We start from the raw sequence: 24198 nt of genomic DNA on the forward strand, positions 1-24198 counted from the left end.
CCCCAGTCCCGGGTATCGCGCCGTGCGGCACCCGGGACGGTCAGATGCCGGGAATTTCGCCGGGTTCGCCCGAGGCGGCCTCGTTGAGGGCGAACCAGGCGGTCTTCCCCTCGGGCTCGGGCCGTACGCCCCACTGGTCGGCGAGGATGTCCAGCAGGAGCAGGCCGCGGCCCGAGGACGCGAGTTCGCCCGGGGTCCGCTGGTGGGGCAGTTCGTCGCCGCGGTCCATGACCTCGACTAGCAGCCGGCGGGTGCCGGTCTCGCCGGACACGGTGGCGTTGAGCGCGCCGTCCTGGTCGGTGTGCACGAGGACGTTGCCGAGGAGTTCGGTCGCCAGGAGTACGGCGGTGTCGATCTGGTCCGGGCGCGCCCAGTCGTGCAGCAGCGCCTTCAGCTCCGCTCGGGCCTCGGCCAGCCCCTCGCCCTGGTCCTGGCCGACGGTGAGCATCAGCCGGCGCTGGCTGATCTCGGCGCGGGCGTGGACGGCGTCGCGGCGCAGCAGCAGGAGGGCGATGTCGTCGCCGTCCCGCGCCACCGCGTCCCGCGCGCCGGGGCCGGGGCTGAGGACGGCCGCCATGAGCCGGTCGGCCATGCCCTCCAGGTCGTCGGTGGGGCCGGGCGAGAACGCGTCGCGCACCCGCACCCAGCCGGTGTACATGTCGTGGCCGCCGTTCTCGATGAAACCGTCGGTGCACAGCATGAGGATCTCGCCCTCGTGGAGGCGCACGGTGTCTACGGGGTAGTCCTCCTCGCCGGGCATCAGTCCGAGCGGCAGCCCGCCGCTGACGTGCTTGAGGACGCAGGTGCCGTCCGGCATGCGCAGGACGGGGTGCGGGTGCCCGGCGCGCGCGATGTGCAGGTCGCCGGTGGAGGGGTCGGCCTCGATGTAGAGGCAGGTCGCGAAGCGGTCCTCGTCGAGGGTGGTCAGGAAGCGCGAGGCGCGTGCGAGGACGGCGTCCGGGCCGTGTCCCTCGGCGGCGTACGCGTGGACGGCGGTGCGCAGCTGGGCCATCAGCCCCGCGGCGTGCACGTCGTGCCCCTGGACGTCGCCGATGACGACGGCCATCCGTCCGTTCGGCAGGTCGATGCTGTCGTACCAGTCCCCACCGACCATGAGTCCGCCGCCGGTCGGCACGTAGCGGGTGGCGACGCTCAGTCCGGTCAGGACCGCCCCGGTGGTGTGCATGCTGCGGCGCAGGCCGCGTGAGAGCTCCAGTTCGGCGCGGCTGGCGCGGGCCCTTTCGAGCACCTGGGTGATCATGCGTCCGGTGACGGTGAGCAGGGCGCGCTCGCCGGCCGCGAAGTCCATGGGCGTACGGAATGCGGCGAGCCAGACGCCGACGACCCGGCCGGCGGTGACCAGGGGCAGGAAGGCCCACGACTCGCGACCCTTGCGGGCGGACATGTGCCAGGTCGCCGGGAAGCGGCGGCGGTACTCCTCCGTGGAGCCGAGGTAGACGGCGCGCCCGGTCCTGGCCACCTCGGCGGCCGGGTAGCCGGTGTTCATGGGCATCCGGAAGCCACGGCCCGCTCCGCCGGGCCGGAAGCCGTACTGCCCGAGCGCGGTGAGGTTGCCGTCGGCGACGCCGAAGACGCACTGTCCGTCCAGCGGGAAGTCCGGGGCGTACAGTCCGGCGGCGAGCCGCAGGGCCTCGTCGAGGGTGTCGGCGGCGGCCACCGCGTGTCCGGCCGAGAGCAGGAGGGAGTCGCGGCGCCGGGCCTCTTCCGGAGTGCCGCCCGCCCGGGTCCCGTTGTCCGGTCCCGGGGGCACCGCCGGGTCGGAACCGGCCGCCTGCATCCGGTTCAGCGCTTCGATCTGGTCCAGCTCGGCCTCGAACGCGTCGGTCGGTGGCTCATGCCGTTCACCACCCATCCGGCTTCCCTTCGTCCCGAAGTCGTCGGCGACTGTTCGTTCCATGCTCCGACGGGAGAGCCGGGTCCGCAGTCCGAGACGTGAGCGAAGAGCCGCCCGGGTGTGCGGGACGCCGGGTGGGGGGCGGGGCCGTCCGCCCGGGCCGGTCAGGGGTCACCGACGGCTCGGCGGACGGTCGGGCGCACGCCCCAACAGGTGGCTTCGGGGATTACCGGTAAGCCGCTGACCTGCGGATATCGCTGAAGTCCACGGCCTGGTCGGCCTCGCGCATGGTCTCTTCAGCCACCCGCCGCACCTCGGCCATCACATCGCCGTGCTCTTCGACGAGACCGGCGTAGATGGGCGCTTGGGAACTGTCTGTGAAACTCACGTCGAACTGCCTCAATCGGTCGTGTATGCCGTGGTCCGGCCGGAAACAGGGGCCGATTCTACGCAGGTCCGATGCCGGGTCCGCACGGGGCCCGGAGTTTGACCTCAAGTCCGCTTGAGCTTCTAGCGTTCTGCTCCGCACCCGGTCCCGCACCGGCCGCCGGGGCCGTACCGAACCGTCCTGCCCTGGAGGCACCGCATGAGCATGGAAGTCACCGCCTGGTCGTCGCTGCACAGCGCGATCAACGCACAGGCGGACCGCAGACCCTTCTCCCGGGCCACCGTGCGCCGGATCGCCTCCTTCGCCCGGCCGCGCCGACGGCAGCTCTACCGGTTCCTGCTGCTCAGCGTGGTCACCGCCCTGCTGGCCGTGGCGACGCCGATGCTGGCGGGGCGGGTGGTCGACGCGATCGTCCAGGGCAAGGAGAGCGGCACCGTCGTGCGGCTGGCCCTGCTGATCGCCGTGATCGCCGTGGCGGAGGCCGCCCTCGGACTGCTGACGCGGCTGCTGTCGGCGACGCTCGGCGAGGGGCTGATCCTGGACCTGCGCACGGCGGTGTTCGACCACGTCCAGCGGATGCCGGTCGCCTTCTTCACCCGGACCCGGACCGGGGCGCTGGTGAGCCGGCTCAACAACGACGTCATCGGCGCACAGCGGGCGTTCAGCAACACCCTGTCCGGGGTGGTCTCCAACATGGTGACGCTGGTGCTGACGCTCGTGGTGATGCTGACCATCTCCTGGCAGATCACCCTGCTCGCGCTGGTGCTGCTGCCGGTGTTCGTCGTACCGGCCCGGCGGATGGGCTCACGCATGGCGCGGATGCAGCGCGAGGCCGCAGCGCACAACGCGGCGATGAGCACACAGATGACCGAGCGCTTCTCCGCGCCCGGCGCCACGCTGGTGAAGCTCTTCGGCCGGCCCGCGGACGAGTCCGCCGAGTTCGCGGCGCGGGCCGGACGGGTACGCGACATCGGCATCCGTACGGCGATGGCGCAGTCCACGTTCATCACGGCGCTGACCCTGGTGTCCGCGCTGGCCCTGGCGCTCGTGTACGGGCTGGGCGGCTACTACGCCCTGCGCGGCACCCTGGAGCCTGGCGCAGTCGTGACACTGGCCCTGCTGCTCACCCGGCTCTACGCCCCGCTGACGGCGCTCGCCGGTGCCCGGGTCGAGGTGATGAGCGCGCTGGTGAGCTTCGAGCGGGTCTTCGAGATCCTGGACCTGAAGCCGCTGATCGCCCAGAAGCCGGACGCCCGCACGGTTCCCGAGGGGCCGGTGTCCGTGGAGTTCGACGGGGTCTCCTTCGGCTACCCGTCCGCCGACAGGGTCTCGCTGGCCTCGCTGGAGGAGGTCGCGACGCTGGACTCCCGCGGCGGTACGCGCGTGCTCCACGACGTCTCCTTCCGGGCCGAGCCGGGCCGGATGGTCGCCCTGGTCGGTTCGTCGGGCGCCGGCAAGTCGACGATCGCCCAGCTGCTGCCCCGGCTCTATGACACCGACGAGGGCGCGGTACGGCTGAACGGCGTCGACGTACGCGACCTGACCGCCGAGTCGATCCGCGAGACGCTCGGCATGGTCACCCAGGACGGGCACCTCTTCCACGAATCGGTGCGCGCCAACCTTCTGCTGGCGAGGCCCGGAGCGTCCGAGGACGACATCTGGGACGCCCTGCGGCGCTCCCGGCTCGACGGGCTGGTCGCCTCGCTGCCCGACGGGCTCGACACGGTCGTGGGTGAGCGCGGCTACCGGCTGTCCGGCGGTGAGCGCCAGCGGCTGACGATCGCCCGGCTGCTCCTTGCCCGGCAGCGGGTTGTCATCCTGGACGAGGCGACCGCGCACCTGGACTCCACGTCCGAGGCGGTCGTGCAGGAGGCGCTGGGCGAGGCGCTGGAGGGGCGCACCGCCGTGGTGATCGCGCACCGGCTGTCGACGGTCCGGGCCGCCGATCTGATCCTGGTCGTCGAGGAGGGCCGGGTGGTGGAACGGGGCACGCACGCCGAACTGCTGGCGGCGGGCGGGCGGTACGAGGAGTTGTACCGGACCCAGTTCGCGTCACCGGACGCGCCGGAGGGGCGGGAGGAGACCGTACCGTCCGTCTGACGCGGGCCGCCCCCGGTCCATGTGGACCGGGGGCGGCCCGGAGCGGGGGGCGCTCAGTCGCTGTCGGTTTCCTCGTGGGTGATCGAGCCGTTCGACGCGTCGATGTCGAAGGTCGTCTTCTTCCAGTCCTTGGTGACTACGTCGGTCTTCCAGACGAGGACGTTCTTGTCGTTCTCGTCGAGGTCGAGGGACGTCACCGTGCCCTTCTTCTTCGCCAGGGCCGCCTTCGCCGCCTGCTGGGGCGTCTGCTTGGCCTCGGCCATCCGCTTGACGGTCTTCGTCTTGTCCGAGGTGTCCTGGTCGGAGTCCTCGCTCGAGCTGACCACCTTGCCGGAGACGGCGTCGATGCGGACCTTGTGCTTCGATCCGGACTTGTCGGCGACGGTTGCGACCCACTGCGGTCCGGCGCCGGGCGTGGCGCTGCCGGTCGGCGACGGGCTGCCGGTCGGCGAGGGACTGGGGCTCGCGCTCTCGTCGTCGTCCGTGTCGCCCGGGCCCTTGAGTTCCAGGTCGATGAGCTTGCTGTCCTTGACCGCGCCCTCGGCCGTGGTGATGGCCTTGTCGTAGGTGACCTTGGTGGCGGAGATCAGTTCCTTGCGTTCCTGCTGGTCCTCGGTCATCCGGCCGGGCGAGGCGCTCCCGCTGGGGGACGGGCTCTTCGTGGCCTCGGGCACGGCGCGGGCGGCCTCGGAGGTCTTCGTGGTCGTGGAGTCGCTGCCGCTGTCCTGGCCGCAGCCGGTCAGCAGGGCCGCGCTGAGCACGACGCAGGCGACGCCCGCGGCGCGCAGCCGGTGGGCACGGAGGAATCCGGTGTTCTTGGCGTGGGAGTCACGTGTCATGCCCGCATGCTTAACCGCCGTACGGCCCCGGCATGTGGAATGACCGGGCAGTGTCACCCGATCGACCGTCTTCCCGTTCCGACCTGCGTATCCCCGGCGGGCCGGGGGGATTTTGTGCACGAGGGGCGAAGATGCGACGACAGTCCGAATTCCCTGTCCACGCGGCTCGCGATCCGGACGCTTTGGTGCGAGCCTGAATGCATGACCTGGGCGTCCTGGACAACACGCGGAGTGTATTCGGGGCACGGCGGCGTGCTCACCGAGGAGGTCGGGCCGCTGTCCGGTGACCTGACCATCCACACCACTTGGGCGGAGGGCACGGCACAGATCACCGTGCAGTACACCGACGCGGCCGACTGGTTCACCATGGCGGGCAGTCCCGTTCCCTGCCCGTCGGAGGAAGCGAGCCGTACGCTGCACGCGGCCGCCGTCGAGGCGGTACGGCAGGGTTCGGCGGCCACGGTGCCCCTGGTGCAGTCCGGCTCCGAACACGCGGCGGGCGAAGCCGCCGCGGAGTGACACGAGTTCGTTCCCGTACGGGCTCCGTCACCGCCCGGCCCTGCGCGCGGGCGATCAGGGCCTGATGCTGCTCACCACGTCGGCGGTGGCCATGATGCCGTCCTGGATGGTGGGGGCCATGCTCGTCCCCGCCAGGAAGAATCCGAGCAGTCCGCACACGAGCGCGTGGGAGATCTTCAGTCCGCCGTTGCGGAGGAAGATCACCGCGAGAATCAGCAGTAGCAGCACCACTGAGATCGAAATAGCCATGGCCAACCTCCTCCGCCGCACCTGATTTGCGGCATTCGGCGTCAGTGTGGCGCAGCCCTGGGGCCGTCCGGTGCACTGGCGTGTCCGCCAAACGGGTAGGCCTTGAGTCAGGCCCTGAGAAGCGGGGAAGGGGTTGCGGCGCTCCCGGCGCAGGGGGTGGGGTACGCCTCTGTGCCCGCACCCCCCACGACGGAAACCTCAGGGGGCCGGCAGTTCCATCAGCGCGGCGACCGTCTCACGGTGGCGTCCCGCCGTGCCGTACGCGGTGGCGTCGGCCTTGGCCCGCTTCAGGTAGAGGTGCGCGGGGTGCTCCCACGTCATCCCGATCCCGCCGTGCAACTGCACGCACTCCTCGGCGGCGTGGACCGCGACCTTCGAGCAGTAGGCCTGCGCGACGGCCACCGCCAAGGGCGTGTCGGGGCTGCCCGTGGCCAGGGCGTCGGCGGCGTTCCGCGCGGCCGCCCGGGCCGAGACGACCTCCAGCCAGAGCTGTGCCATGCGGTGTTTGAGCGCCTGGAAGGAGCCGACCGGCCGGTTGAACTGGTGGCGCTCCCTGGTGTGTCGCACCGTCTCGGTGAGACACCACTCGGCGAGTCCCAATTGCTCCGAGGCGAGCAGCCCGGCACCGGCCAGCAGTCCGCGGTCCACCGCGCGCCGTCCGGCGTCGGCGTCCGCGAGCCGGGTCCCTGACGCCCCGTCCAGCGTGACCGTGGCGAGCGGGCGGGTGAGGTCGAGCGCGACGAGCGGCTCGACGCGGACCCCGGGCGCGTCGGTCTCGACGGCGTACAGGCCGTCGGCGGTGGGGACCAGGAGCACATCGGCGGCGGCCGCGTCGGCGACCGGACCCACCACCCCGTCGAGGGAGTCGAGGCGGGCGTTCGCCGCCGAGGCGGCCGCGAACGGGACGGCCGGCACCGCGACCCTGCGCCCCTCGGCGAGTTCGGTGAGCAGCGCGGAGGCCGGCCCGTCCTGCGCGCCGAGCGCCAGCAGGATCTCGGTCGCGACGACGGAGCTGGTCAGGTACGGCGCGGGCGCGACGCTGCGGCCCAGCTCCTCCAGGACCACGGCGGCCTCCCGGTGGGTGGCGCCCTGGCCGCCGAGTTCCTCGGGCACGAGGAGCCCGGCGGCGCCGATGCCGGTGGCGAGCGCCTTCCACAGCTCCGGGTCGTACGGCGTGTCGGACTCGGTACGGGCGATCACCGTCGGCGCGTCGGCCCGGTCGGCCAGCAGGGAGCGGACGGCGGCGCGCAGGTCCTCCTCGGCCTCGGAGTAGAGGAGGTCGGGCGCCTGGCCGGATTGGGTCTGTGCGGTCATCGGGAGAGGTCCTTCCAGGCGACGTCCTTGTCGTTGCGCGGCTCGGAGGGCAGTGCGAGGACGCGTTCGGCGACGATGTTGAGCAGTACCTCGCTGGTACCGCCCTCGATGGAGTTGCCCTTGGAGCGGAGGTAGCGGTAGCCGGCGTCGCGGCCGGTGAAATCGACGAGTTCGGGCCGCCGCATGGTCCAGTCGCCGTAGAGCAGGCCCTCGTCGCCGAGGAGTTCCACTTCGAGGCCGCTGATCTCCTGGTTGAGCCGGGCGAACGCGAGCTTCATGCCGGAGCCCTCGGGGCCCGGCTGGCCGGCGACGAGCTGCTGGCGCAGCCGCTCCCCGGTGAGGCGGGCGACCTCCGCCTCGACCCAGAGGGTCAGCAGGCGTTGGTGCAGGTCGTGGGTGCGCAGTTCGGGGCGTTCGCGCCAGGTCCGGGCGACCGGGCCGATCATGCCGCCCTCGCGGGGGATGCGGGAGCCGCCGATGGACACGCGTTCGTTCATGAGGGTGGTCTGCGCGACCTTCCAGCCCTCGCCGACGGCCCCGAGCCTGCGGTTGTCGGGGATGCGCACGCCGGTGAGGAAGACCTCGTTGAACTCGGCCTCGCCGGTGATCTGGCGCAGCGGCCGGACCTCGACTCCGGGGTCGGTCATGTCGCAGATGAAGTAGCTGATGCCCCGGTGCTTGGGCACGTCGGGGTCGGTGCGGGCGATGAGGATCGCCCAGCGCGCGAGGTGGGCGCTGGATGTCCACACCTTCTGCCCGTCGACCACCCAGCCCTCGCCGTCGCGCACCGCGCGCGTACCGAGGGCGGCCAGGTCGGAGCCGGCACCGGGTTCACTGAACAGCTGGCACCAGACCTCCTCCCCCACCCACAGGGGGCGCAGGAACCGCTCCTTCTGCTCGTCGGTGCCGAATCCGAGGATGGTCGGCGCGGCCATGCCGAGGCCGATGCCGATGCGGCGGGGGTCGTTGTCCGGGGCGTCGGCGGCGACGAGTTCCGCGTCGACGACGGGCTGGAGGGAGCGCGGTGCGTCGAGGCCACCGAGGCCCACCGGGTAGTGCACCCAGGCGAGTCCGGCGTCGAAGCGCGCCTTGAGGAAGTCGGTGCGGTCGGTGGTCGCCGGCGGGTGCGCGGCGAGCAGTTCACGGGTGCGGCGGCGCAGTTCGGCCGCGTCGGGGGCGGTCATCGGGCGGCTCCTGACGGGAGGACGACGATGCGGCCGGTGCTGGTGCCGTCGGCAACGCGCTGGACGGCGGCCGCCGCCCCGTCCATCGCGACCCGCTCGCTGACCAGCGGCTTGACGACGCCTTCGGCGGCGAGCCGGGTCAGTTCCTGGTGGCAGTCGCGTACGGCCTGCGGGTCCTTGGTGTTGTAGAGGCCCCAGTGGAGCCCGAGGACGGAGTAGTTCTTCACGAGGGCGTGGTTGAGCGCCGGGGTGGGAATGGTGCCGGAGGCGAAGCCGACGACGACGATCCGCCCCTCGAAGGCGATGCACTTCACGGACTTGGCGTACGCGTCGCCGCCGACCGGGTCGTAGACGACGTCGGCGCCCCTGCCGCCGGTGAACTCCTTGACCGCGGCCACGATGTCCTCGGTGCGCCGGTCGACGACCAGGTCGCAGCCGAGCGCGGCGGCGGTCTTCGCCTTCTCCGGTCCGCCGACGACGCCGATGACGGTGGCACCGGCGGCCTTGCCGAGCTGGACGGCGGCGCTGCCGACCCCGCCGGCGGCCGCGTGCACGAGCAGGGTCTCCCCCGCCTTCAGGTGCGCGCGGCGGTGCAGCCCGAACCAGCCGGTCTGGTAGCCGATGTGCAGGGCGGCGGCCTCCGCGTCGTCGAGGGCTTCCGGGGCAGGCAGCAGGGCCGCCTCGTCGGCGACGACGTACTGGGCGAAGCCTCCGTGCGGCAGGGCGGGGGTCGCGAGGACCCGGCGTCCGTCCTCGGTGCGCCCGCAGATCTCGACGCCGGGCGTGAACGGCAGCTGGGGCCGCACCTGGTACTGGCCGCGGCAGAGCAGCGCGTCCGGGAAGTTGATGTTCGCCGCGAGCACCTCGACGACCACCTGCCCGTCGCCGGGCGCCGGCCGGTCCGTCTCCTCCAGTCGCATCACCTCGCTCGGCTCGCCGTTCCGGTGCACTCGCCATGCCTGCATGAGGGGCCTCCACAACACTGTCGGCATTACCACTGCTCCGGCGCATACTAAGCGGTCGCTTGCCTCTGTGGGAACAGCCTGCGGAACAACGGTCCCGAACACGGCCGTGCGCCCGGCCCGTCCGCGATGGAAGCGGGGGCGCCGGGCGCACGGATCAACGGCAGGGCTACTTGCCCACCACCACCTCGGCAACCTGCGGTGCGGCCGAACCGGCCCGCCATGCGAGGCGCACCGCGTCGGCGGTCCGGCCGGCGGTGTCGATGGCGGTGTACGCCCCGCGCAGGGCGCCGACGGTGCGCCAGGCGCCGTCCGCCGTACGCAGCTGGACGTCGGCGGTGCCCTCTGAGCCGGACGGCCGCAGCACCTTCACCGAGCCGACGGCCCGCGCGGCGACGAGGTCCACCTGGAGCGACTCGCCCTTCGCGGCCGCACGTGCCCCCCGGTAGACGGTCTCCGGGTCGCCGTCGGCGGCGGCGCGCAGCGTGGAGCCGGTCGCGGCGGGCGGGTTGCCGGTGACCTCACCGTCCGTGGTCGCGACCCGGAACTCCCGGACGACGACCCAGCTGTCCTGGCCGGCGGTGGCCCGGGCCCGCACATAGCGCGCCTTCGCACCGGCGGGCGGGGTCGCGGTGACGTCGGGCTTCCCGGCGAAGTCCGCGAGCTTCTCCCAGCTCTTGCCGTCGGCCGAGTACTCCAGGACGCCCTCGTGGATGTAGTCGTCGGTGCTGCCCGGCTTGGCCATGGCGAGGGTGACGTCACCGATGGCCCGTGACTCGCCGAGGTCGACGGTCAGCTGGTCGCCCGCGGCGGGCGCCCCGTCGCTCCAGAAATACGTGGAGTCGTCACCGTCGAGCGCCCGGGCGAGGGTGTTGCTCTGGTACGTGCCCAGGCTCGTCGAGGCCGTGGGCCTCCCGCTCACACCGAGCAGCCGGTCGTACTCGGTGGTGGCAGCGACGACGAACCCGTCCAGCTGCCCGTCCCCGACCAGGACCGGCACCTCGCGGCCGTCGAGCCCGGTGTACGTGAAGGAGGCGGCGCGCTCGACCTGTGCGGGCAGTTGCTGCCGGAGCTCCCAGGCCCTGGCGCCCTTCCCGGCGCGGGCGGCCTCGACCATGCGCAGGGCGGTGCGGGTGGCGGTCGCCCAGGACTCGGTGGCGTCCAGCCAGGGGCCGGAGTCCTCGATGAAGCCCCGGTCGGGAAGTGCCGCGCGCAGCCGGGCGGGGGCCGCGCCCAGCGACGCCAGGACGGAGTCGAGCCGCTTCGCGTCCCCGGACTCCCAGTAGCTGTCGAACGCGGCGGACAGCTCGGGCGCCTTGTCGGTGTTGAGCGCGGAGCTGTAGTTGACGTCCGCGAAGGCCCGCAGCGCCTTCGCGGTCCGGGCGTCGCCGCCCGCGTACTCCTCGATGCCCTTGCCCCAGGACTCGCGCGAGTCGTAGGCGGCGTCGTTCCAGGAGTAGTCGGCCACGGTGTACAGCGACAGCTTGGAGGCGTACGACTGGATCATCGGGTTGGCGGTGATCCCGGCCAGGCGCCCTGGGAGGCCCTTCTCGCGGCCGTTGAACGGGCCGAGCAGGAGGCGGTTGGTGGCGTAGTCGTTGACCGGGTAGTTGTCCCAGGTCAGGATCGGGTGGCCGAACACCTTCCGGGCGGCGTCCGCCTGAGCCACCGTCATGGTGGGGGCGACGACGCCGACACCGGTCCACTCGACGAGCACATCGGGATCGAGCCGTTCGGACAGGGCCGTCTTGTACGCGGACGAGCTGACGTTGTAGTACTCGGTGGGGACCATCTGGAGCGGCTGGGCGCCGGGGTGGGTGGCGATGAACTCCTGGTTGACCCGGTTGAGCAGATGGGCCTGGGCGGCGCCTGCCGCGCCGCCGCCGGTCCCCCACTTCGCCTTGTCGGCGTCGCAGTTCCAGTCGGTGTAGCTGATGTCGTCGAGCGGAATCGCGAAGGTGCGGACGCCGATGTCCCACATCGTCCGGAACTTGTCGATGAGCGCCCGCACGTCCGCGTCGGAGCTGTAGCAGACCGAGAGGCCGGGCGAGAGCGCGTACGTGAACTCGACGTGCCGCTGGGCCGCGCGGTCGGTGAGGTCCTTGATCTGCGCGAGCCGGTCGGCGGGGTAGGGGTCGCGCCACTTGGCCCGGAGGTAGTCGTCGTCCTTGGGCGAGTACACGTAGATGTTCATCTTGTGCTCGCCGTAGTAGTCGAGCTGGTCGAGGCGGGCCTCGTGCGACCACGGGGTGCCGTAGAACCCCTCGATGACCCCGCGCAGCGCGGTGCCGGGCCAGTCGCGTACGGCGAGTCCGGCGACCTTGCCGCCGGGCATGCTGCGGTGGGGCAGGACCTGGCGCAGGGTCTGGGCCGCGTAGTAGGTGCCGGTGGCGTCCTTGCCGGCGAGGACGATACGGCCGGCGCCGATCCCGAGAACGTATCCCTCGGCGGGCAGCGCGATGGGCCCTTCGAGCTTCTGCGCGGCCAGGGCGGCGGCGTCGCCCGCGTACACGGTGAGCCTGCCGGGGACCGGGCGCCCGGCGCGGACGACGTGGCGGGCGCCGGCCCGGCGCAGGGCCGTCTCCACCACGTCGAGCGTGGGTCCGTCGGCCGTCCCGGCGACGAGGGTGACGGTGGGGGTGATGGTCACCCGGTCCTCGCGGTTCTCGACGGACTGCGGGGTCGGGGTGATGGTGGGGGCGTCCTGGGCCCGGGCAGGTGCGGGCGGGGCACCTGCCGCCCGGGCGGACGGTCCGGCGGCGAGCATTCCGCCGGCGAGCAGGGTCGCCGCGGCGGTGAGTGCGGTGATGCGGGGCGGGCGAGGCGTCACAGATCCTCCATTGGTCACTCAAGTCACCAGAGTCGCGCAACACAACGAGACTGAATTCAACATCCTGGCGCTTACATGTCAATGGTCTGGACAACATCAATGCGCCGACCTGCGGGTTTGTCTTCGAAAACCGCTCTTACGCACCGAGGTGAGGGGCCGCCTGGCCCTCGCGCGGCTACCGCGCGAAGAGCTCGAACGGGACGGCCGGGCGTCCGCCGAAGCGGTCCGCGGCCGCCTCGGCGTTGCCGGTCAGGAAGGTCCGGCAGTATGTCTCGGGGTCTTCGTCCGTAAGGACTTCGATGTAGGTGCGGTGGGCGAGCAGGGACTGGACGGACCGCTCCAGACCGGCGGTCGCGTCCACCGCGTGCGTGGGCGCGGATGATCCCGCCACGGCCACCCAGCGCACCCCGTCCCACGGCTGGAGGCCCCGCTCCTTCAGCTCCGGGAAGATCCAGCGGTTGCCCGCGTCGGCCGCCGCGTCGAGGGTGGCGCGGCCGACTGCGCGGTGGTCGGGCGTGTTCCAGGCGACACCGCCCCAGGTGTCCCGGTGGTTCAGCGTGATCACCAGCTCCGGGCGGTGCCGGCGGATGGCCGCGGCAATGTCGCGGCGCAGGGGGATGCCGTACTCGATCACCCCGTCGCGGTGGTCCAGAAACTCCACATGGGAGACGCCGACGGCGGCCGCACTCGCCCGCTGCTCCCGCTCGCGCAACGGCCCGCTCGTCTCCGGGTCCAGGGTGTCGATGCCGGCCTCACCCCTGGTGGCGAGCAGATAGGCGACCTCTCGTCCGGCATCGGTCCAGCCGGCCACGGCTGCCGCGCAGCCGTACTCCAGGTCGTCGGGGTGGGCGACCACGGCAAGCGCGCGCCGCCAGTCCTCGGGCATGGGCTTCAGCTGCTCGGTCATATCCGCAGGCTAACGGGCAAGGCGGCGGGGAGACCCGTGACACGACGGCTTCGATACCCAGGGGGGTATCCTGGGCTGTCCGGGGCAGGCGAGAGCGAGACCTGCCCCGCACCCGGTGACCGAAAGGACCACAGCTCGTGACCAGCCCTGTAACCCTCTCCCCCACCCAGGCCGCCGCCCGGCTCGCGGAGTTCACCGTGATCGACGTGCGGGGACCCGGCGAGTACGCCGCAGGCCATGTGCCGGGGGCGCTGAACATACCGCTCGACCGCCTCGACGAGGCGCTGCCCGCGCTGAAGTCCGCTTCCGCGCGCGGCGCGCTGCTCATGGTCTGCGCCTCGGGCGTCCGGTCGACGCGCGCCTGCGACATCCTCTCGGCGGCCGACATCGACGCGGCGACGCTGGTCGGCGGCACCTCGGCGTGGGAGAGCGAGGGCCACGGCCTGGAGCGCCCGGAGGGTGCGCGGGCCGTCTGGCCCATGGAGCGCCAGGTCCGCCTGGCGGCCGGGTCGCTCGTGGCGGCCGGGGTGCTCGCCGGCGTCAGGTTCCCCGCCGCGCGCTGGCTGTCGGCAGGGGTGGGCGCCGGTCTCGTCTTCTCCGCCGTCACCAACACCTGCGGCATGGCGGCCGTCCTGTCGAAGCTTCCGCACAACCGCGCGCCGCACTCGGCGGCGGACCTGGACGCGACGCTGGAAACGCTCCAGGCCTGAGGCAGCCCGCCCGAGGCGGTACCGACCGGCCTGAGACGGTACGACGCTCGGGGCCGGCCGCTGGTCTGCGGCCGGCCCCGAGCGCTGTGTCACACCTCGTCGCGGACCAGCGCGAGCAGCCGGTCCAGCACGCGCGGTCCGCCCGCGCGCAGCCCGTCGTGCTCGAACTCGTCGGTCACCCAGGTGCGCAGGCCACGGATCGCGGACGCCGTGCGCAGGGCGTGGGCGGTGTCCACGTACATGTCGTCGTGGTAGACGGCGGCGGCCACCGGCACCTCGTTGGCGGCCAGGCGCTCGGGGTCGTACAGCGGCTCCCAGTCGGTGCGGTCCGCGAGGAGCGCGGCCGTCTCGCGCAGCGGGCGCAGCGCCGGATCGACCTCGAAGTGCCAGGGGTGGATCGTCTCGCCCGTGAACAGGACCGGACCGTCGCCGGCCAGCGCCGTCGCGGCGTCGAACTGCGGGAACTCGGCGCGGACCCGCTCGGCCGCCCAGGCGGTGGGGCGCCCGCCCTGGCCGTAGATGGCCTCGTGCAGGAGGGCGTACAAGGGGTGGCCGGCGAAGGAGGTCGCCGTGCGCACGGCCTCCTGGAAGGCGTCGGAGAGCTGGGTGCCGTGCGCGGTGGGCACGAAGGCGTTCTCCAGCAGGTAGTGCAGCTGGTGGCTGCCGCTGCCGCCGCCGAGCAGGATGCCGAGCGACTGGAAGCTCTCCGGCGTCAGCCGGTGCCCGGCGCTCTCGGGGCGGTGCTCCGCGAGGTGAGCGGTGATCTCGCGGGCGCGTTCGACGTCCTGCGGGTAGCGGGCGTAGTGCGCGGCGACCTTGCGCTCGACGCGGGGGTACGCGGCCCGGTAGACGTCGTCCGCGTGGGCGTCCAGGGAGGGCAGACCGCCGGTGATCAGGACGGTGCTCAGCCCCTCGGGGGCGGCCGAGAGGTAGCGGACGGCGCAGAAGCCGCCGAAGGACTGGCCGAGGACGGTCCAGGGGGCTCCGCCGGTCAGCTGCGGGCGGATGAACTCGCAGTCGCGCACGATGCTGTCCGCGCGGAAGTGCGCGAGGTAGCCGGCCTGCTCGCGCGGCCCGCCGCGCAGGGGCAGGGTCTGCCGGTTGGCCGGGGTGGACAGGCCCGTGCCGCGCTGGTCGAGCAGGAGCACCCGGAACTCGCGCACCGCCCGGCCGAGCCACGCCTCCGCGCCGCTGAAGCGCCGGGCGCCGAAGCCGGGGCCGCCCTCCAGGTAGAGCAGCCAGGGCAGCTCCTGACCGGCCTTGGACGCGGACACGATCTCCCGGCCGAAGACCTCGATCTGCTCACCGCCGGGGTCGGCGTGGTCGAGCGGGACGGTGAAGCGGTGGTCGGTGAGGACGAGGCCGGGCTGCCGGTAGCTGTTCAAGGGTGCTCCTGGATCGGACGGTTCCCGGACAGTTCAGCACACCGGTGTGCCCCGGACGGTCGCGGCCCGTGTGCGCCCGGGGCGTACGCCTCCTACCGTGCAGTGCATGATCCGGTTCGAGCAGGTCGGCAAGGTCTATCCGGACGGCACGACCGCGGTCGACGAGCTGTCCTTCGAGGTCGACGAGGGAGAAATGGTCACCCTGGTGGGTCCTTCGGGCTGCGGGAAGACCACCACGATGATGATGGTGAACCGGCTGATCGAACCGACCTCGGGTCGTATCCTCGTCGACGGCCGGGACATCATGAAGACCGATCCGGTGAAGCTGCGGCGGGGCATCGGCTACGTCATCCAGCAGGTGGGCCTCTTCCCGCACCGGACCGTCCTCGACAACACGGCGACCGTGCCGGCCCTGGTGGGCTGGAAGCGTTCCAGGGCCCGGGAGCGGGCGGCAGAGCTGCTCGACCTGGTGGGCCTGGACCCGTCGACGTACGGCTCCCGCTACCCCGCGCAGCTCTCCGGCGGCCAGCGCCAACGGGTCGGCGTGGCGCGGGCCCTCGCCGCCGATCCTCCGGTGCTCCTGATGGACGAGCCGTTCGGTGCGGTGGACCCGGTGGTGCGCGAGCGGCTGCAGAACGAGTTCCTGAAGCTCCAGTCGAAGGTGAGGAAGACGGTTCTGATGGTCACCCATGACATCGAGGAGGCCGTGCGGATGGGTGACCGGATCGCGGTGTACGGCCAGGGGCGCATCGAGCAGTTCGACACGCCGGGCGCCGTGCTCGGCTCGCCCGCGACGCCGTACGTGGCGGAGTTCGTCGGCGCCGACCGGGGCCTGAAGCGGCTGTCGGTCACCGCGATCGAGCCGGACGACCTGGAGCAGCCGCCGCAGGCCCGGCTGGACGAGCGGGCCGGGGCGGTCGCGGCCCGGCTGGGCGCGGCCGGTGCGCGGTGGGCGGTCGTGCTGAACGAGGCGGGCGAGCTGCACGGCTGGGTGTCGGCGGACGCGCTGCGGATCGCCGGGGACCGGGGCACGGTAGGTGAGCTGGCCCGCCGGATGGACGCGTGGGTGCCGGTCGGCGCACCGCTGAAGCGGGCGTTCAGCGAGATGCTCCAGCACGACGCGGGGTGGATCGCGGTGCTGGACGGGGCGCGTTTCCTAGGGGTGCTGACGCCGGCGAAGCTCCATGAGGCGCTGCGGCGTTCGGTGGACGCGGACGCGCAGGGCGTGGGGCGCGACGAGGTGCGGTTCGACTCGGTGGCGGACGCCTGAGGGGAGCGGCCGGCCGGTCAGGCGTCCGCGGCGTACTGCCAGAAGTCGCGCATCGACCGCGGCGGCGTGGGGCCGGTCAGTTCCACCTGGCTGAGCATGATCGCGGCCGTGCCGGTCTCCGGGATGATGTGCGCCGTGGTGCCGGTGCCGCCGACCCAGCCGTAGCGCCCCGGAACGTTCCAGGGGGCGGTCCTGTCGATGTCCACCGAGCCGCCGAAACCCCAGCCCTTTCCCTCGGTGAACAGTCCGCTGGCCTCGCGCTGCGCGGAGGTCAGGTGGTCCGTCGTCATCCGCCGCACCGACGCGGACGTCAGGAGGCGCTTGCCGCCCGCCGTCCCCTCGTCGAGCAGCATGCGGGCGAAGGCGTACAGGTCGTCCGCGGTGGAGACCAGGCCGCCGGCTCCGGACGGGAAGTCCGGCATGCCGCTCCACTGCCCGGCCGGCGTGTCGATCAGCTCCAGCCCGCCGTCCGCGGTGGGCCTGTACTGCGCGGTGAAGCGGCCGAGCTTCTCCGCCGGGACCGCGAAGCCGGTGTCGCTCATGCCGAGCGGGACGAAGATCCGCTCGGCGAAGAACTCCGGCAGCGGCTGCCCGGAGACGCGTGCGATGAGCACGCCCAGGATGTCGGAGCAGGTGTTGTACAGCCATTCCCTGCCCGGCTGGGAGAGCAGTGGGATGCGCGAGAGCGCCTCCATCCAGGCGTCCGGGGGAAGGACGCCGCTCTGCAGCGGTGAGCCCTGTTTCAGCTCGCCGAACAGGAGGCCGACGGCGGGCAGCGAGAAGTCGGACGGGAATCCGTACCCGGCGCGCGACGTCATGAGGCCGAGGAGGGTGATGGGGCGGGACGCCGGGACCACGTCGTCCACCGGGCTCTCCGGGGTGCGCACGACGACGGGTGCCGCCAACTCGGGCAGCCACGGGGCGACCGGGTCGTCCAGCGCGATCCGGCCGTCCTCGACCAGCGTCATGACCGCGGCGGCCGTGACCGGTTTGGTGAGCGACGCGATCCTGAAGAGCGAGTCGCGGGCCATCGGCGTGCCGTCGTCCGTGCCGGCGCCGCCCACCGCCACCACGTCCGCGTGACCGCCGCGCGCCACCAGGCCCACGGCGCCGGGGACCGATCCGTCGCGGACCTGCTTGTCGAGAACTTCGCGCAAGGTGCTCATCGCTCCGCCTTCTCCGATGGGTGTCGGCATACTGACCGGTGCGGCGGCGCGGACTCATAGGTCCACGCCGGGCTGCTCCGCGGTCTCAGCCCTTCTCGGCGGGGATGAGGTGTTCGGAGCGCAGGTAGGCGCGGGCCACGTCCTCGGGGAGCCGTCGCCAGCTGTCGACCTGTTCGTTCAGCCGGGCCAGGTCCGCCGTGGTGAGGACGGTGTTCAGCTTGCCGAGGGCCTTGCGCACGCCCTCGCCCCCGGCGCGGGATCGGTTGACGACGGGGACGAGGTAGTCGGCGTTCTGGAGGTGCTTGTCGTCGGCGAGCAGGACGAGCCCGAAGTCGTCGAGGGTCGCGTCGGTGGTGGTGGTCAGCACCATCTGGTCCCGGCCGCTCTGGACGGCCTGCTTGGCCTGGGTGGTGCCGACGCCCTTGGGGTCCACTGCGGTGATGTCGATGCCGTACGTCTTCTTGAGACCGGGTGCGCAGTACGGGCGCTGCACGCACTCGTCGCCGGCCGCGAGCCGTACGGGCAGTCCCGAGCGGCCGAGGTCGCTGAGGGTCTTCAGGTGGTGCTTGCGGGCGTAGGCGGCGGTGACGGCGAACGCGTTCTGGTCGACGGCCTTGCCGGGGTCGAGGACGGTGAGGCCGCGGGGCGCGGCGAGGGCGCGCAGGGCCTTCATGGTGGTGGCGAGGCCGGGTGAGCCGACGGGGGTGGCGTCGGCGCCGTTCTTCTTGGCGTTCAGCCAGTCGGCGAAGGTCGCCGCGTACTCCGGTACCACGTCGATCTGGCCGTTCTCCAGCGCGGGTTCGTAGATCTCCCGGTTGGTGACGGAGATGATCCTCGTGGAGTATCCGGCGCGGCCGAGGAGCAGGGCGTACATCTGGGCCAGGAGGTCGCTCTCGGTGAAGCCCGCCGAGCCGACGGTCAGGTGCTTGCTGTCGCCGGGCGGGGCGGTGACCTCGCCCTGGTTCTCCAGGCTCGGCCCGGTGTTGCAGGCGGTGGCCGCCAGCAGCAGGAGCACTGTGAGCGGACGGTGTGCCCGCGTGCGGGGTCCCGCCCTCACGCGGTCCCCCCCGCACGCAGTCCGAGGCGGCCGGGCGCGAGCCGCTGGGCCGCTTCGAACAGGCCCTCGACGATCAGTGCGAACGCCGCGACCAGGACCGCTCCGGCTACCACCTGTGCGGTGGAGGCGAGGTTGAACCCGGCCGTGATGATGCGGCCGAGGCCCCCGCCGCCCGCGAGAGCCGCGATGGTGGCCGTGGCGACGAGCTGGACGGCGGCGATGCGCACCCCGGTGAGGATGAGGGGCAGGGCGAGGGGCATTTCGACGCGGAGGAGCATCTGCCGGCCCGTCATGCCCATGCCCCGGGCGGCCCGGACGACGTCCTGGTCGACCTCGCGCATGCCGACGTAGGCGTTGGTGAGCAGCGGGGGCACGGCGAACAGGACGAGCGCCACGATGGTCGGCCCCTCCCCCCAGCGGCCGACGGGGGTGAGCAGGAGCAGCACCAGGACGGCGAAGGTGGGCACGGCGCGCCCGACGTTGGAGATGTTGACGGCGAGCGCCCCGCCCTTGCCGATGTGGCCGAGGAACAGGGCGACGGGCAGCGCGATGAGGCAGCTGGCCAGGAGGCAGACGACGGTGAGGTAGAGGTGCTGGCCGAGGCGGGTCCAGATGCCGTCCTGGCCGTGCCAGTGCGCGGAGGTCGTGAGCCAGGACCAGGCGTCCGTCAGGGTGTTCACGACCGGCTCCTCGTCCACGGGGTCAGCAGGCGTTGCAGCAGCAGGAGAAGCAGGTCGGCGGCGACGGCGATGACGACGCACAGCACGGACGCGGTGAGCACCTGGGCCTTGAAGTAGGTGTTCATCCCCGCGTAGATGAGGTTGCCCAGACCGCCGTAGCCGACGATGGCGCCGATGGTGACCAGGGAGACCGCGGAGACGGTCGCGATGCGCAGCCCGGCCATGGCGGCGGGCAGGGCGAGCGGGAGTTCCACGGCGACGAGCAGCCGTACGGGGCCGTAGCCCATGCCGCGGGCGGCCTGCCGGGTGTCCTCGGGCACGGCGCGCAGCCCCGCGAGGATGTTGCGTACGAGCAGGGTCAGCGAGTACAGGACGAGTCCGGCGACGACGAGCGAGGCGGAGAGGCCGTACACCGGCAGCAGCAGCGAGAACATGGCGAGCGACGGGATGGTGTACAGGATCGTCGTCACGCCGAGCACCGGCCCGGCCGCCCAGTGCCAGCGGCGGGCGGCGAGGGCGAGCGGCAGGGCGAGGACGAGGCCGATGAGCACGGACACCGCGGTCAGCTGGACGTGTTGCAGGGCAGCGTCCCAGAGAATGTGCCGGCGGCTGCTCAGATAGGCGCCGCAGACCCACTCGTTGCGCGCGAGGCAGTCGTCGGGGGGCGCGGTCACCCGTCCATTGCAGCCCGTACGGGCCGGGGGCGCGCGCTCGGATCGGCCGATCGGGCCGCCGCGCCCCCGTTCGTCCGTCAGGAGGCGGCGGCTTTGTCCAGGATCGCGGCCAGTTCATCGGGGCGGGAGATCATCGGCCAGTGGCCGGTGTCCATCGTGACCAGTTCCCACCGCTCGCTCGTCAGCAGGCGGGCCACGTCCTCGCCCGGTTCGGGACCGTCGAGGAGGCACTTGATGTACGTCGCCGGCAGCTCGGCCAGCGGGCGGTCCAGCACGGCGGGGTCGCTCAGGGCGGCGCCCGGGTGCGGCGTGGCACCGGCCAGGAAGCGCGCGATCTGTTCGTCGGTCATGTCCTGGCCCTCGAACTCGGCGGCCTCCGGCAGGGCCCAGAGGCCACCGTTCCCGTCGAGCCGGCCCTGGAGCGCGTCCGGGCCCTGCCACCAGGCGGAGACGAACGACTCACCGTCGGTGGGCACACTGGCGTCGACGAAGACGACGCGGGTCAGCCGGTCGCCGAGGCGCTCGGCGGCCTGGCCCACGGGAATGCCCGAGTAGCTGTGGCCGACGAGGACGACGTCGCGCAGACCGAGCCGCTCCACCTCTTCGACGACGTCGTTCACATGGGTCTGCCCGCCGACCGGCCGCTCGCGCTTCTCGCCGACTCCGGACAGGGTCACCGGATGGACGCCGTGCCCGGCCGCACGCAGGCGCGACGCCACGTCGTCCCACACCGATCCGCTCAGCCAGGCACCCGCCACCAACACGAATTCAGTCATGCCGGGGACCCTAATCGAGGGGACCGACAACGCCGTCAGGCCGCGTCCCCGCCACCCACGGGGCGCGCCGCCGCGCGGAGTTCGAGGACCTCCAGGACGCGCTGTCCCCAGCGCAGGTTCTCCTCCTCGAAGGACCGGCCGCGCATCAGGGTCAGATAGGGGCCGACGCGTCCGGTCTCCGCGAGGAAGTCCGCCTCGTCGCGGCCGTCCAGGAGGCGCAGGCGCAGCCGTTCGTAGCGGGCGAGTCTGGCGCGCGACCACTCCATGCGTTCCTCGACCGAAGCGCGTACCGCGTCGGGGTCGCCGACGTCCACGGCCTGGATCATGACGAGCAGTTCGTCCCGGATGGCGGTGGGCCGGGGCGACTCGGCGGTGAACGCGCCCAGTTCACGGCGGCCGTCCGGCGTGAGCGTGAAGAGCCGCTTGTTCGGGCGGCGCAGCTGCTCGACCACACGCGCCTCGATCAGGCCGACCTCCGCGAGCCGGTCCAGTTCCCGGTAGAGCTGCTGGGGGGTGGCGGACCAGAAGTTCGCCACCGAGACGTCGAAGACCTTCGCCAGGTCGTACCCGGACGCCTCACCTTCGAGGAGGGCCGCCAGGACCGCGTACTTGAGTGACATCTGGACACGCTAGCACCCGTGTGATTAATCTCGTTGGCATCTATTCAACAAATTGACTATGGAGGCCGGGATGCTCGCTTTCCGCAAGGCGGTCGAGGCGCACGATCTGACGGCGGTCGAGGCGGCGCTGGCCGACGACGTCGTCTTCACCAGCCCGGTGGCGTTCAAGCCCTACCCCGGGAAGCCGGTCACTGCCGCGATCCTGCGGGCCGTCTCGGAGGTGTTCGGGGACTTCCGCTACGTACGGGAGACGGCGAGCCCGGACGGGCGCGACCACGCGCTCGTCTTCACGGCGAAGGTCGGCGACCGGGAGATCACCGGTTGCGACTTCCTCCACTTGAACGAGGAGGGCCTGATCGACGACCTCATGGTGATGGTCCGCCCCCTTTCGGCCGCGCAGGCGCTGGCCGCGGAGATGGGGGCGCGGTTCGAGCAGATCAGCCGGGAGGCGGCGGCGGGCTGACCCGACCGCTCCCGCGCGGAGTCGGCCGGGCAGCGCCGGGAACCTCGCCACGGTGGGTGCCACCACGGTGTCGAGGGCGAGGCGTGGGCGTATTGTCCGGTTATGGACAATGCCGGGCCCGCCACGGACTCCGCGGAGGACCTTCTGGACGCGGCGGTGGCCCGCGCCATGCGGGAGACGGGCGCCGCCGTGGCGATGCTCTACCTGCTGCCGCCCGGCGAATCGACGCTCCGGCTCGCCGTGCTGGCCGGGATCCCGGCGGAGATCGCCGATCCCTGGCTGCGGGTGCCGCTGTCCGCACCCATACCGGTGTCCGACGCGGTGAAGGACCGGCACCTGGTGTGGCTCGGCAGCCAGGAGGAGCTGGCCAGGCGCTATCCGCGCCCCGCGCTCGTCCTGCCGTACCGTTTCGCGCTCGCCGCCGCGCCCCTGGCCGGCGGAGTCGAGGCGCTGGGCGGGATCGTGCTGCTGTGGCCCGGCTCCCACGCGGCCCAGCTGACGCCGCAGGAGCGTGCGGCGGTCGCCGACTGCTGCGGTGACGCGGCGCGGGTGCTGCGCGAGGCACGCGACCGGGGCCGTCCGGTGGCGGCGGGCGCCGGGCCGCGGGTGCTGCCCCCGGTCACCGCGCCGCCGCCCGCGCACACCGAGGCGGTCGCCGCCGCGGACTTCCTCGCCCGGCTGCCGGGCGGCTGCTGCACCCTCGACATGCACGGCAGGATCACCTTCCTCACGGAGACCTGCGCCGACCTGGTCGGCGGGCGCGTGGAGGACCTGGTGGGGACGCTGCCCTGGGAGTCGCTGCGCTGGATGGCCGATCCGCTCTTCGAGGACCAGTACCGGGGCGCGATGATCAGCCGCGAGCCGATGTCCTTCGTGGCCCTGCGGCCGCCGGACCAGTGGCTGTCGTTCCGCCTCTACCCCGACGCGTCCGGCATCAGCGTGTACATCACACCCGTGAGCGGGCCGCATGCCCCGGCACTCCCCACCGCCACCGGCGCCGCCGCGTCTCCCAGCGCCCCGGGCCGTGCCGTCGCGCTCTACCACCTGATGCATCTGGCCGCGACGCTCACCGAGGCCGTGGGCATCCAGGACGTGATCGACCTGATCTCCGAGCAGCTGGTGCCCGCCTTCCGCATCCAGGCGCTGGCCGTGCTGACGGCGGCGGAGGGGCGGCTGCGCATCGAGGGGCACCGCGGTTTCAGCGACGAGCTGATGGACTGCTTCGAGGGCGCGCCGCTGACCTCGCCCGTCCCGGTGGCCCACGTCCTGACGACCGGTGTCCCCGCCTTCTACCGGACCTTCGACGAGTTCCGGCGCGCCTTCCCGCCCGCGTCGCTCCAGGAGGGCCTGGTCGCCTGGGCCTTCCTGCCGCTCTGTGCCTCGGGGCGCCCTGTCGGGACGCTGGTGCTCGGTTACGAACGTACGCGCCCCTTCGAGCCGGAGGAACGGGCGCTGCTCACGTCGATCGCCGGGCTCATCGCCCAGGCCCTGGACCGGGCCCGCCTGTACGACACGAAGGAGCAGCTGGCCCACAGCCTCCAGGCCCATCTGCTGCCCCACACCCTGCCCCGGATCGCCGGTCTGGACGTGGCCGCCCGTTATCTGCCCGCCACCCGCGGCATGGGCATCGGCGGCGACTTCTACGACGTCATCCCTCTCGACGCCACGACCGCCGCCGCGGCCATCGGTGACGTCCAGGGCCACAACGTGAAGGCCGCCGCGCTGATGGGGCAGGTGCGCACGGCGGTGCACGCCTCGGCCGGCGCGCCGCCCGCCGAAGTGCTCGCGCGCACCAACCGGCTGCTCGCCGATCTCGACCCGGACCTCTTCACCAGCTGCCTCTACGTCCATCTGGACCTGGCCGGCCACCGCGCGCTGCTGGCCACGGCCGGCCACCCTCCCCCGCTGCTGCGCCACCCCGGCGGGGACACCGAGGTGCTGCGGCTGCCTCCCGGGCTGCTGCTGGGCATCGACCGGGACGCCCGCTACCCGACCACCGAGATCCCGTTGCCGCCGGGCGCCACGCTGGCGCTGTACACGGACGGTCTGGTGGAGGTGCCCGGCACGGATCTCGACGAGTCGACGGCGGCGCTCGCCCGCCAGTTCACCCGGAGCGGCGACCGGCCGATGGACGCCGTCGCGGACAGTCTCGTCCGGTACGCGAAGGACGCCACACCCGGCAGCGATGACAGCGCGCTGCTGCTCATCAAGGCGCTGGAGAGCGAGGCTGAGTGACGTGTGGGGGCGGGC

General features: G+C 72.5%; 22 protein-coding genes. 6 read left to right on the top strand and 16 right to left on the bottom strand.

Annotation, left to right across the window (positions count from 1 at the left end; all coding sequences use genetic code 11):
- Nucleotides 1-40: 40 nt before the first annotated feature.
- Together BLW14_RS01490 and BLW14_RS34390 are read right to left on the bottom strand one after the other, a co-directional pair.
- Entirely contained in the window at nucleotides 41-1873 is a 1833-nt protein-coding gene (locus BLW14_RS01490; protein WP_093703500.1) for an ATP-binding SpoIIE family protein phosphatase, read from the bottom strand.
- A gap of 208 nt (nucleotides 1874-2081) precedes the next feature.
- Nucleotides 2082-2243, bottom strand: coding sequence for a hypothetical protein (locus BLW14_RS34390; RefSeq protein ID WP_165946263.1), 162 nt, complete (start codon nucleotides 2241-2243; stop codon nucleotides 2082-2084).
- A gap of 198 nt (nucleotides 2244-2441) precedes the next feature.
- Between BLW14_RS34390 and BLW14_RS01495 the strand changes: the two genes are divergently transcribed.
- On the top strand, nucleotides 2442-4343 hold the full coding sequence (locus BLW14_RS01495; RefSeq protein WP_093703502.1) for an ABC transporter ATP-binding protein: 1902 nt from the start codon (nucleotides 2442-2444) through the stop codon (nucleotides 4341-4343).
- A gap of 53 nt (nucleotides 4344-4396) precedes the next feature.
- Here the strand turns inward: BLW14_RS01495 and BLW14_RS01500 are convergent, their stop codons facing one another.
- Complete coding sequence (locus tag BLW14_RS01500) at nucleotides 4397-5182, bottom strand: PepSY domain-containing protein (RefSeq protein ID WP_093703504.1); 786 nt, start codon at nucleotides 5180-5182, stop codon at nucleotides 4397-4399.
- Between the two features lie 201 nt (nucleotides 5183-5383).
- Between BLW14_RS01500 and BLW14_RS01505 the strand changes: the two genes are divergently transcribed.
- Nucleotides 5384-5701 (top strand): hypothetical protein, encoded by a 318-nt coding sequence (locus BLW14_RS01505; protein ID WP_093703506.1) that lies wholly within the window; start codon nucleotides 5384-5386, stop codon nucleotides 5699-5701.
- Between the two features lie 54 nt (nucleotides 5702-5755).
- Here the strand turns inward: BLW14_RS01505 and BLW14_RS01510 are convergent, their stop codons facing one another.
- From BLW14_RS01510 to BLW14_RS01535, 6 genes are all read right to left on the bottom strand, one after another.
- A complete protein-coding gene (locus BLW14_RS01510) occupies nucleotides 5756-5950 on the bottom strand; it encodes a hypothetical protein (RefSeq protein WP_093703508.1) in 195 nt (64 codons plus the stop codon).
- A gap of 198 nt (nucleotides 5951-6148) precedes the next feature.
- A complete protein-coding gene (locus BLW14_RS01515; RefSeq protein ID WP_093703510.1) occupies nucleotides 6149-7264 on the bottom strand; it encodes an acyl-CoA dehydrogenase family protein in 1116 nt (371 codons plus the stop codon).
- The gene (locus BLW14_RS01520; protein WP_093703512.1) at nucleotides 7261-8448 is read right to left on the bottom strand and encodes an acyl-CoA dehydrogenase family protein; all 1188 of its coding nucleotides are present in this window, start codon (nucleotides 8446-8448) and stop codon (nucleotides 7261-7263) included. The genes BLW14_RS01515 and BLW14_RS01520 overlap by 4 nt, the downstream gene beginning before the upstream one ends.
- Entirely contained in the window at nucleotides 8445-9413 is a 969-nt protein-coding gene (locus tag BLW14_RS01525) for an NADPH:quinone oxidoreductase family protein (RefSeq protein WP_093703514.1), read from the bottom strand. The genes BLW14_RS01520 and BLW14_RS01525 overlap by 4 nt, the downstream gene beginning before the upstream one ends.
- 166 nt (nucleotides 9414-9579) lie before the next feature.
- Entirely contained in the window at nucleotides 9580-12240 is a 2661-nt protein-coding gene (locus tag BLW14_RS01530; protein ID WP_093703516.1) for a glycoside hydrolase family 84 protein, read from the bottom strand.
- A gap of 175 nt (nucleotides 12241-12415) precedes the next feature.
- Nucleotides 12416-13147 (bottom strand): PIG-L deacetylase family protein, encoded by a 732-nt coding sequence (locus BLW14_RS01535; RefSeq protein ID WP_093703518.1) that lies wholly within the window; start codon nucleotides 13145-13147, stop codon nucleotides 12416-12418.
- 137 nt (nucleotides 13148-13284) lie between these two features.
- Between BLW14_RS01535 and BLW14_RS01540 the strand changes: the two genes are divergently transcribed.
- Nucleotides 13285-13857 carry a rhodanese-like domain-containing protein gene (locus BLW14_RS01540; RefSeq protein WP_093703520.1) on the top strand — a complete coding sequence of 191 codons (573 nt, stop codon included), beginning with the start codon at nucleotides 13285-13287 and terminating at the stop codon, nucleotides 13855-13857.
- Nucleotides 13858-13946: 89 nt separating this feature from the next.
- Here the strand turns inward: BLW14_RS01540 and BLW14_RS01545 are convergent, their stop codons facing one another.
- Nucleotides 13947-15242 (bottom strand): alpha/beta fold hydrolase, encoded by a 1296-nt coding sequence (locus tag BLW14_RS01545; RefSeq protein ID WP_093703522.1) that lies wholly within the window; start codon nucleotides 15240-15242, stop codon nucleotides 13947-13949.
- Nucleotides 15243-15348: 106 nt separating this feature from the next.
- On the opposite strand from BLW14_RS01545, the gene BLW14_RS01550 reads away from it, so the two are divergent.
- The gene (locus BLW14_RS01550; protein WP_093703524.1) at nucleotides 15349-16512 is read left to right on the top strand and encodes an ABC transporter ATP-binding protein; all 1164 of its coding nucleotides are present in this window, start codon (nucleotides 15349-15351) and stop codon (nucleotides 16510-16512) included.
- Between the two features lie 17 nt (nucleotides 16513-16529).
- Here the strand turns inward: BLW14_RS01550 and BLW14_RS01555 are convergent, their stop codons facing one another.
- From BLW14_RS01555 to BLW14_RS01580, 6 genes are all read right to left on the bottom strand, one after another.
- A complete protein-coding gene (locus tag BLW14_RS01555) occupies nucleotides 16530-17678 on the bottom strand; it encodes a serine hydrolase domain-containing protein (protein ID WP_093703526.1) in 1149 nt (382 codons plus the stop codon).
- Nucleotides 17679-17763: 85 nt separating this feature from the next.
- On the bottom strand, nucleotides 17764-18735 hold the full coding sequence (locus BLW14_RS01560; protein WP_093703528.1) for an ABC transporter substrate-binding protein: 972 nt from the start codon (nucleotides 18733-18735) through the stop codon (nucleotides 17764-17766).
- A complete protein-coding gene (locus BLW14_RS01565; RefSeq protein ID WP_093710615.1) occupies nucleotides 18732-19415 on the bottom strand; it encodes an ABC transporter permease in 684 nt (227 codons plus the stop codon). The genes BLW14_RS01560 and BLW14_RS01565 overlap by 4 nt, the downstream gene beginning before the upstream one ends.
- Nucleotides 19412-20089 carry an ABC transporter permease gene (locus tag BLW14_RS01570; RefSeq protein WP_093703530.1) on the bottom strand — a complete coding sequence of 226 codons (678 nt, stop codon included), beginning with the start codon at nucleotides 20087-20089 and terminating at the stop codon, nucleotides 19412-19414. Before BLW14_RS01570 ends, BLW14_RS01565 begins: the two co-directional genes overlap by 4 nt.
- A 77-nt stretch (nucleotides 20090-20166) precedes the next feature.
- Nucleotides 20167-20865 (bottom strand): alpha/beta fold hydrolase, encoded by a 699-nt coding sequence (locus BLW14_RS01575; protein WP_177153878.1) that lies wholly within the window; start codon nucleotides 20863-20865, stop codon nucleotides 20167-20169.
- Nucleotides 20866-20900: 35 nt separating this feature from the next.
- Nucleotides 20901-21485: a PadR family transcriptional regulator gene (locus BLW14_RS01580; RefSeq protein WP_093703534.1), complete on the bottom strand. Its 585-nt coding sequence runs from the start codon at nucleotides 21483-21485 to the stop codon at nucleotides 20901-20903.
- 70 nt (nucleotides 21486-21555) lie between these two features.
- Between BLW14_RS01580 and BLW14_RS01585 the strand changes: the two genes are divergently transcribed.
- Nucleotides 21556-21948 (top strand): nuclear transport factor 2 family protein, encoded by a 393-nt coding sequence (locus BLW14_RS01585; RefSeq protein ID WP_093703536.1) that lies wholly within the window; start codon nucleotides 21556-21558, stop codon nucleotides 21946-21948.
- A 102-nt stretch (nucleotides 21949-22050) separates the two neighbouring features.
- Entirely contained in the window at nucleotides 22051-24183 is a 2133-nt protein-coding gene (locus BLW14_RS01590; RefSeq protein ID WP_093703538.1) for a SpoIIE family protein phosphatase, read from the top strand.
- Nucleotides 24184-24198: the final 15 nt, after the last annotated feature.

It is taken from the genome of Streptomyces sp. 2131.1 (genome assembly GCF_900105515.1).
Lineage (GTDB): Bacteria > Actinomycetota > Actinomycetes > Streptomycetales > Streptomycetaceae > Streptomyces > Streptomyces drozdowiczii.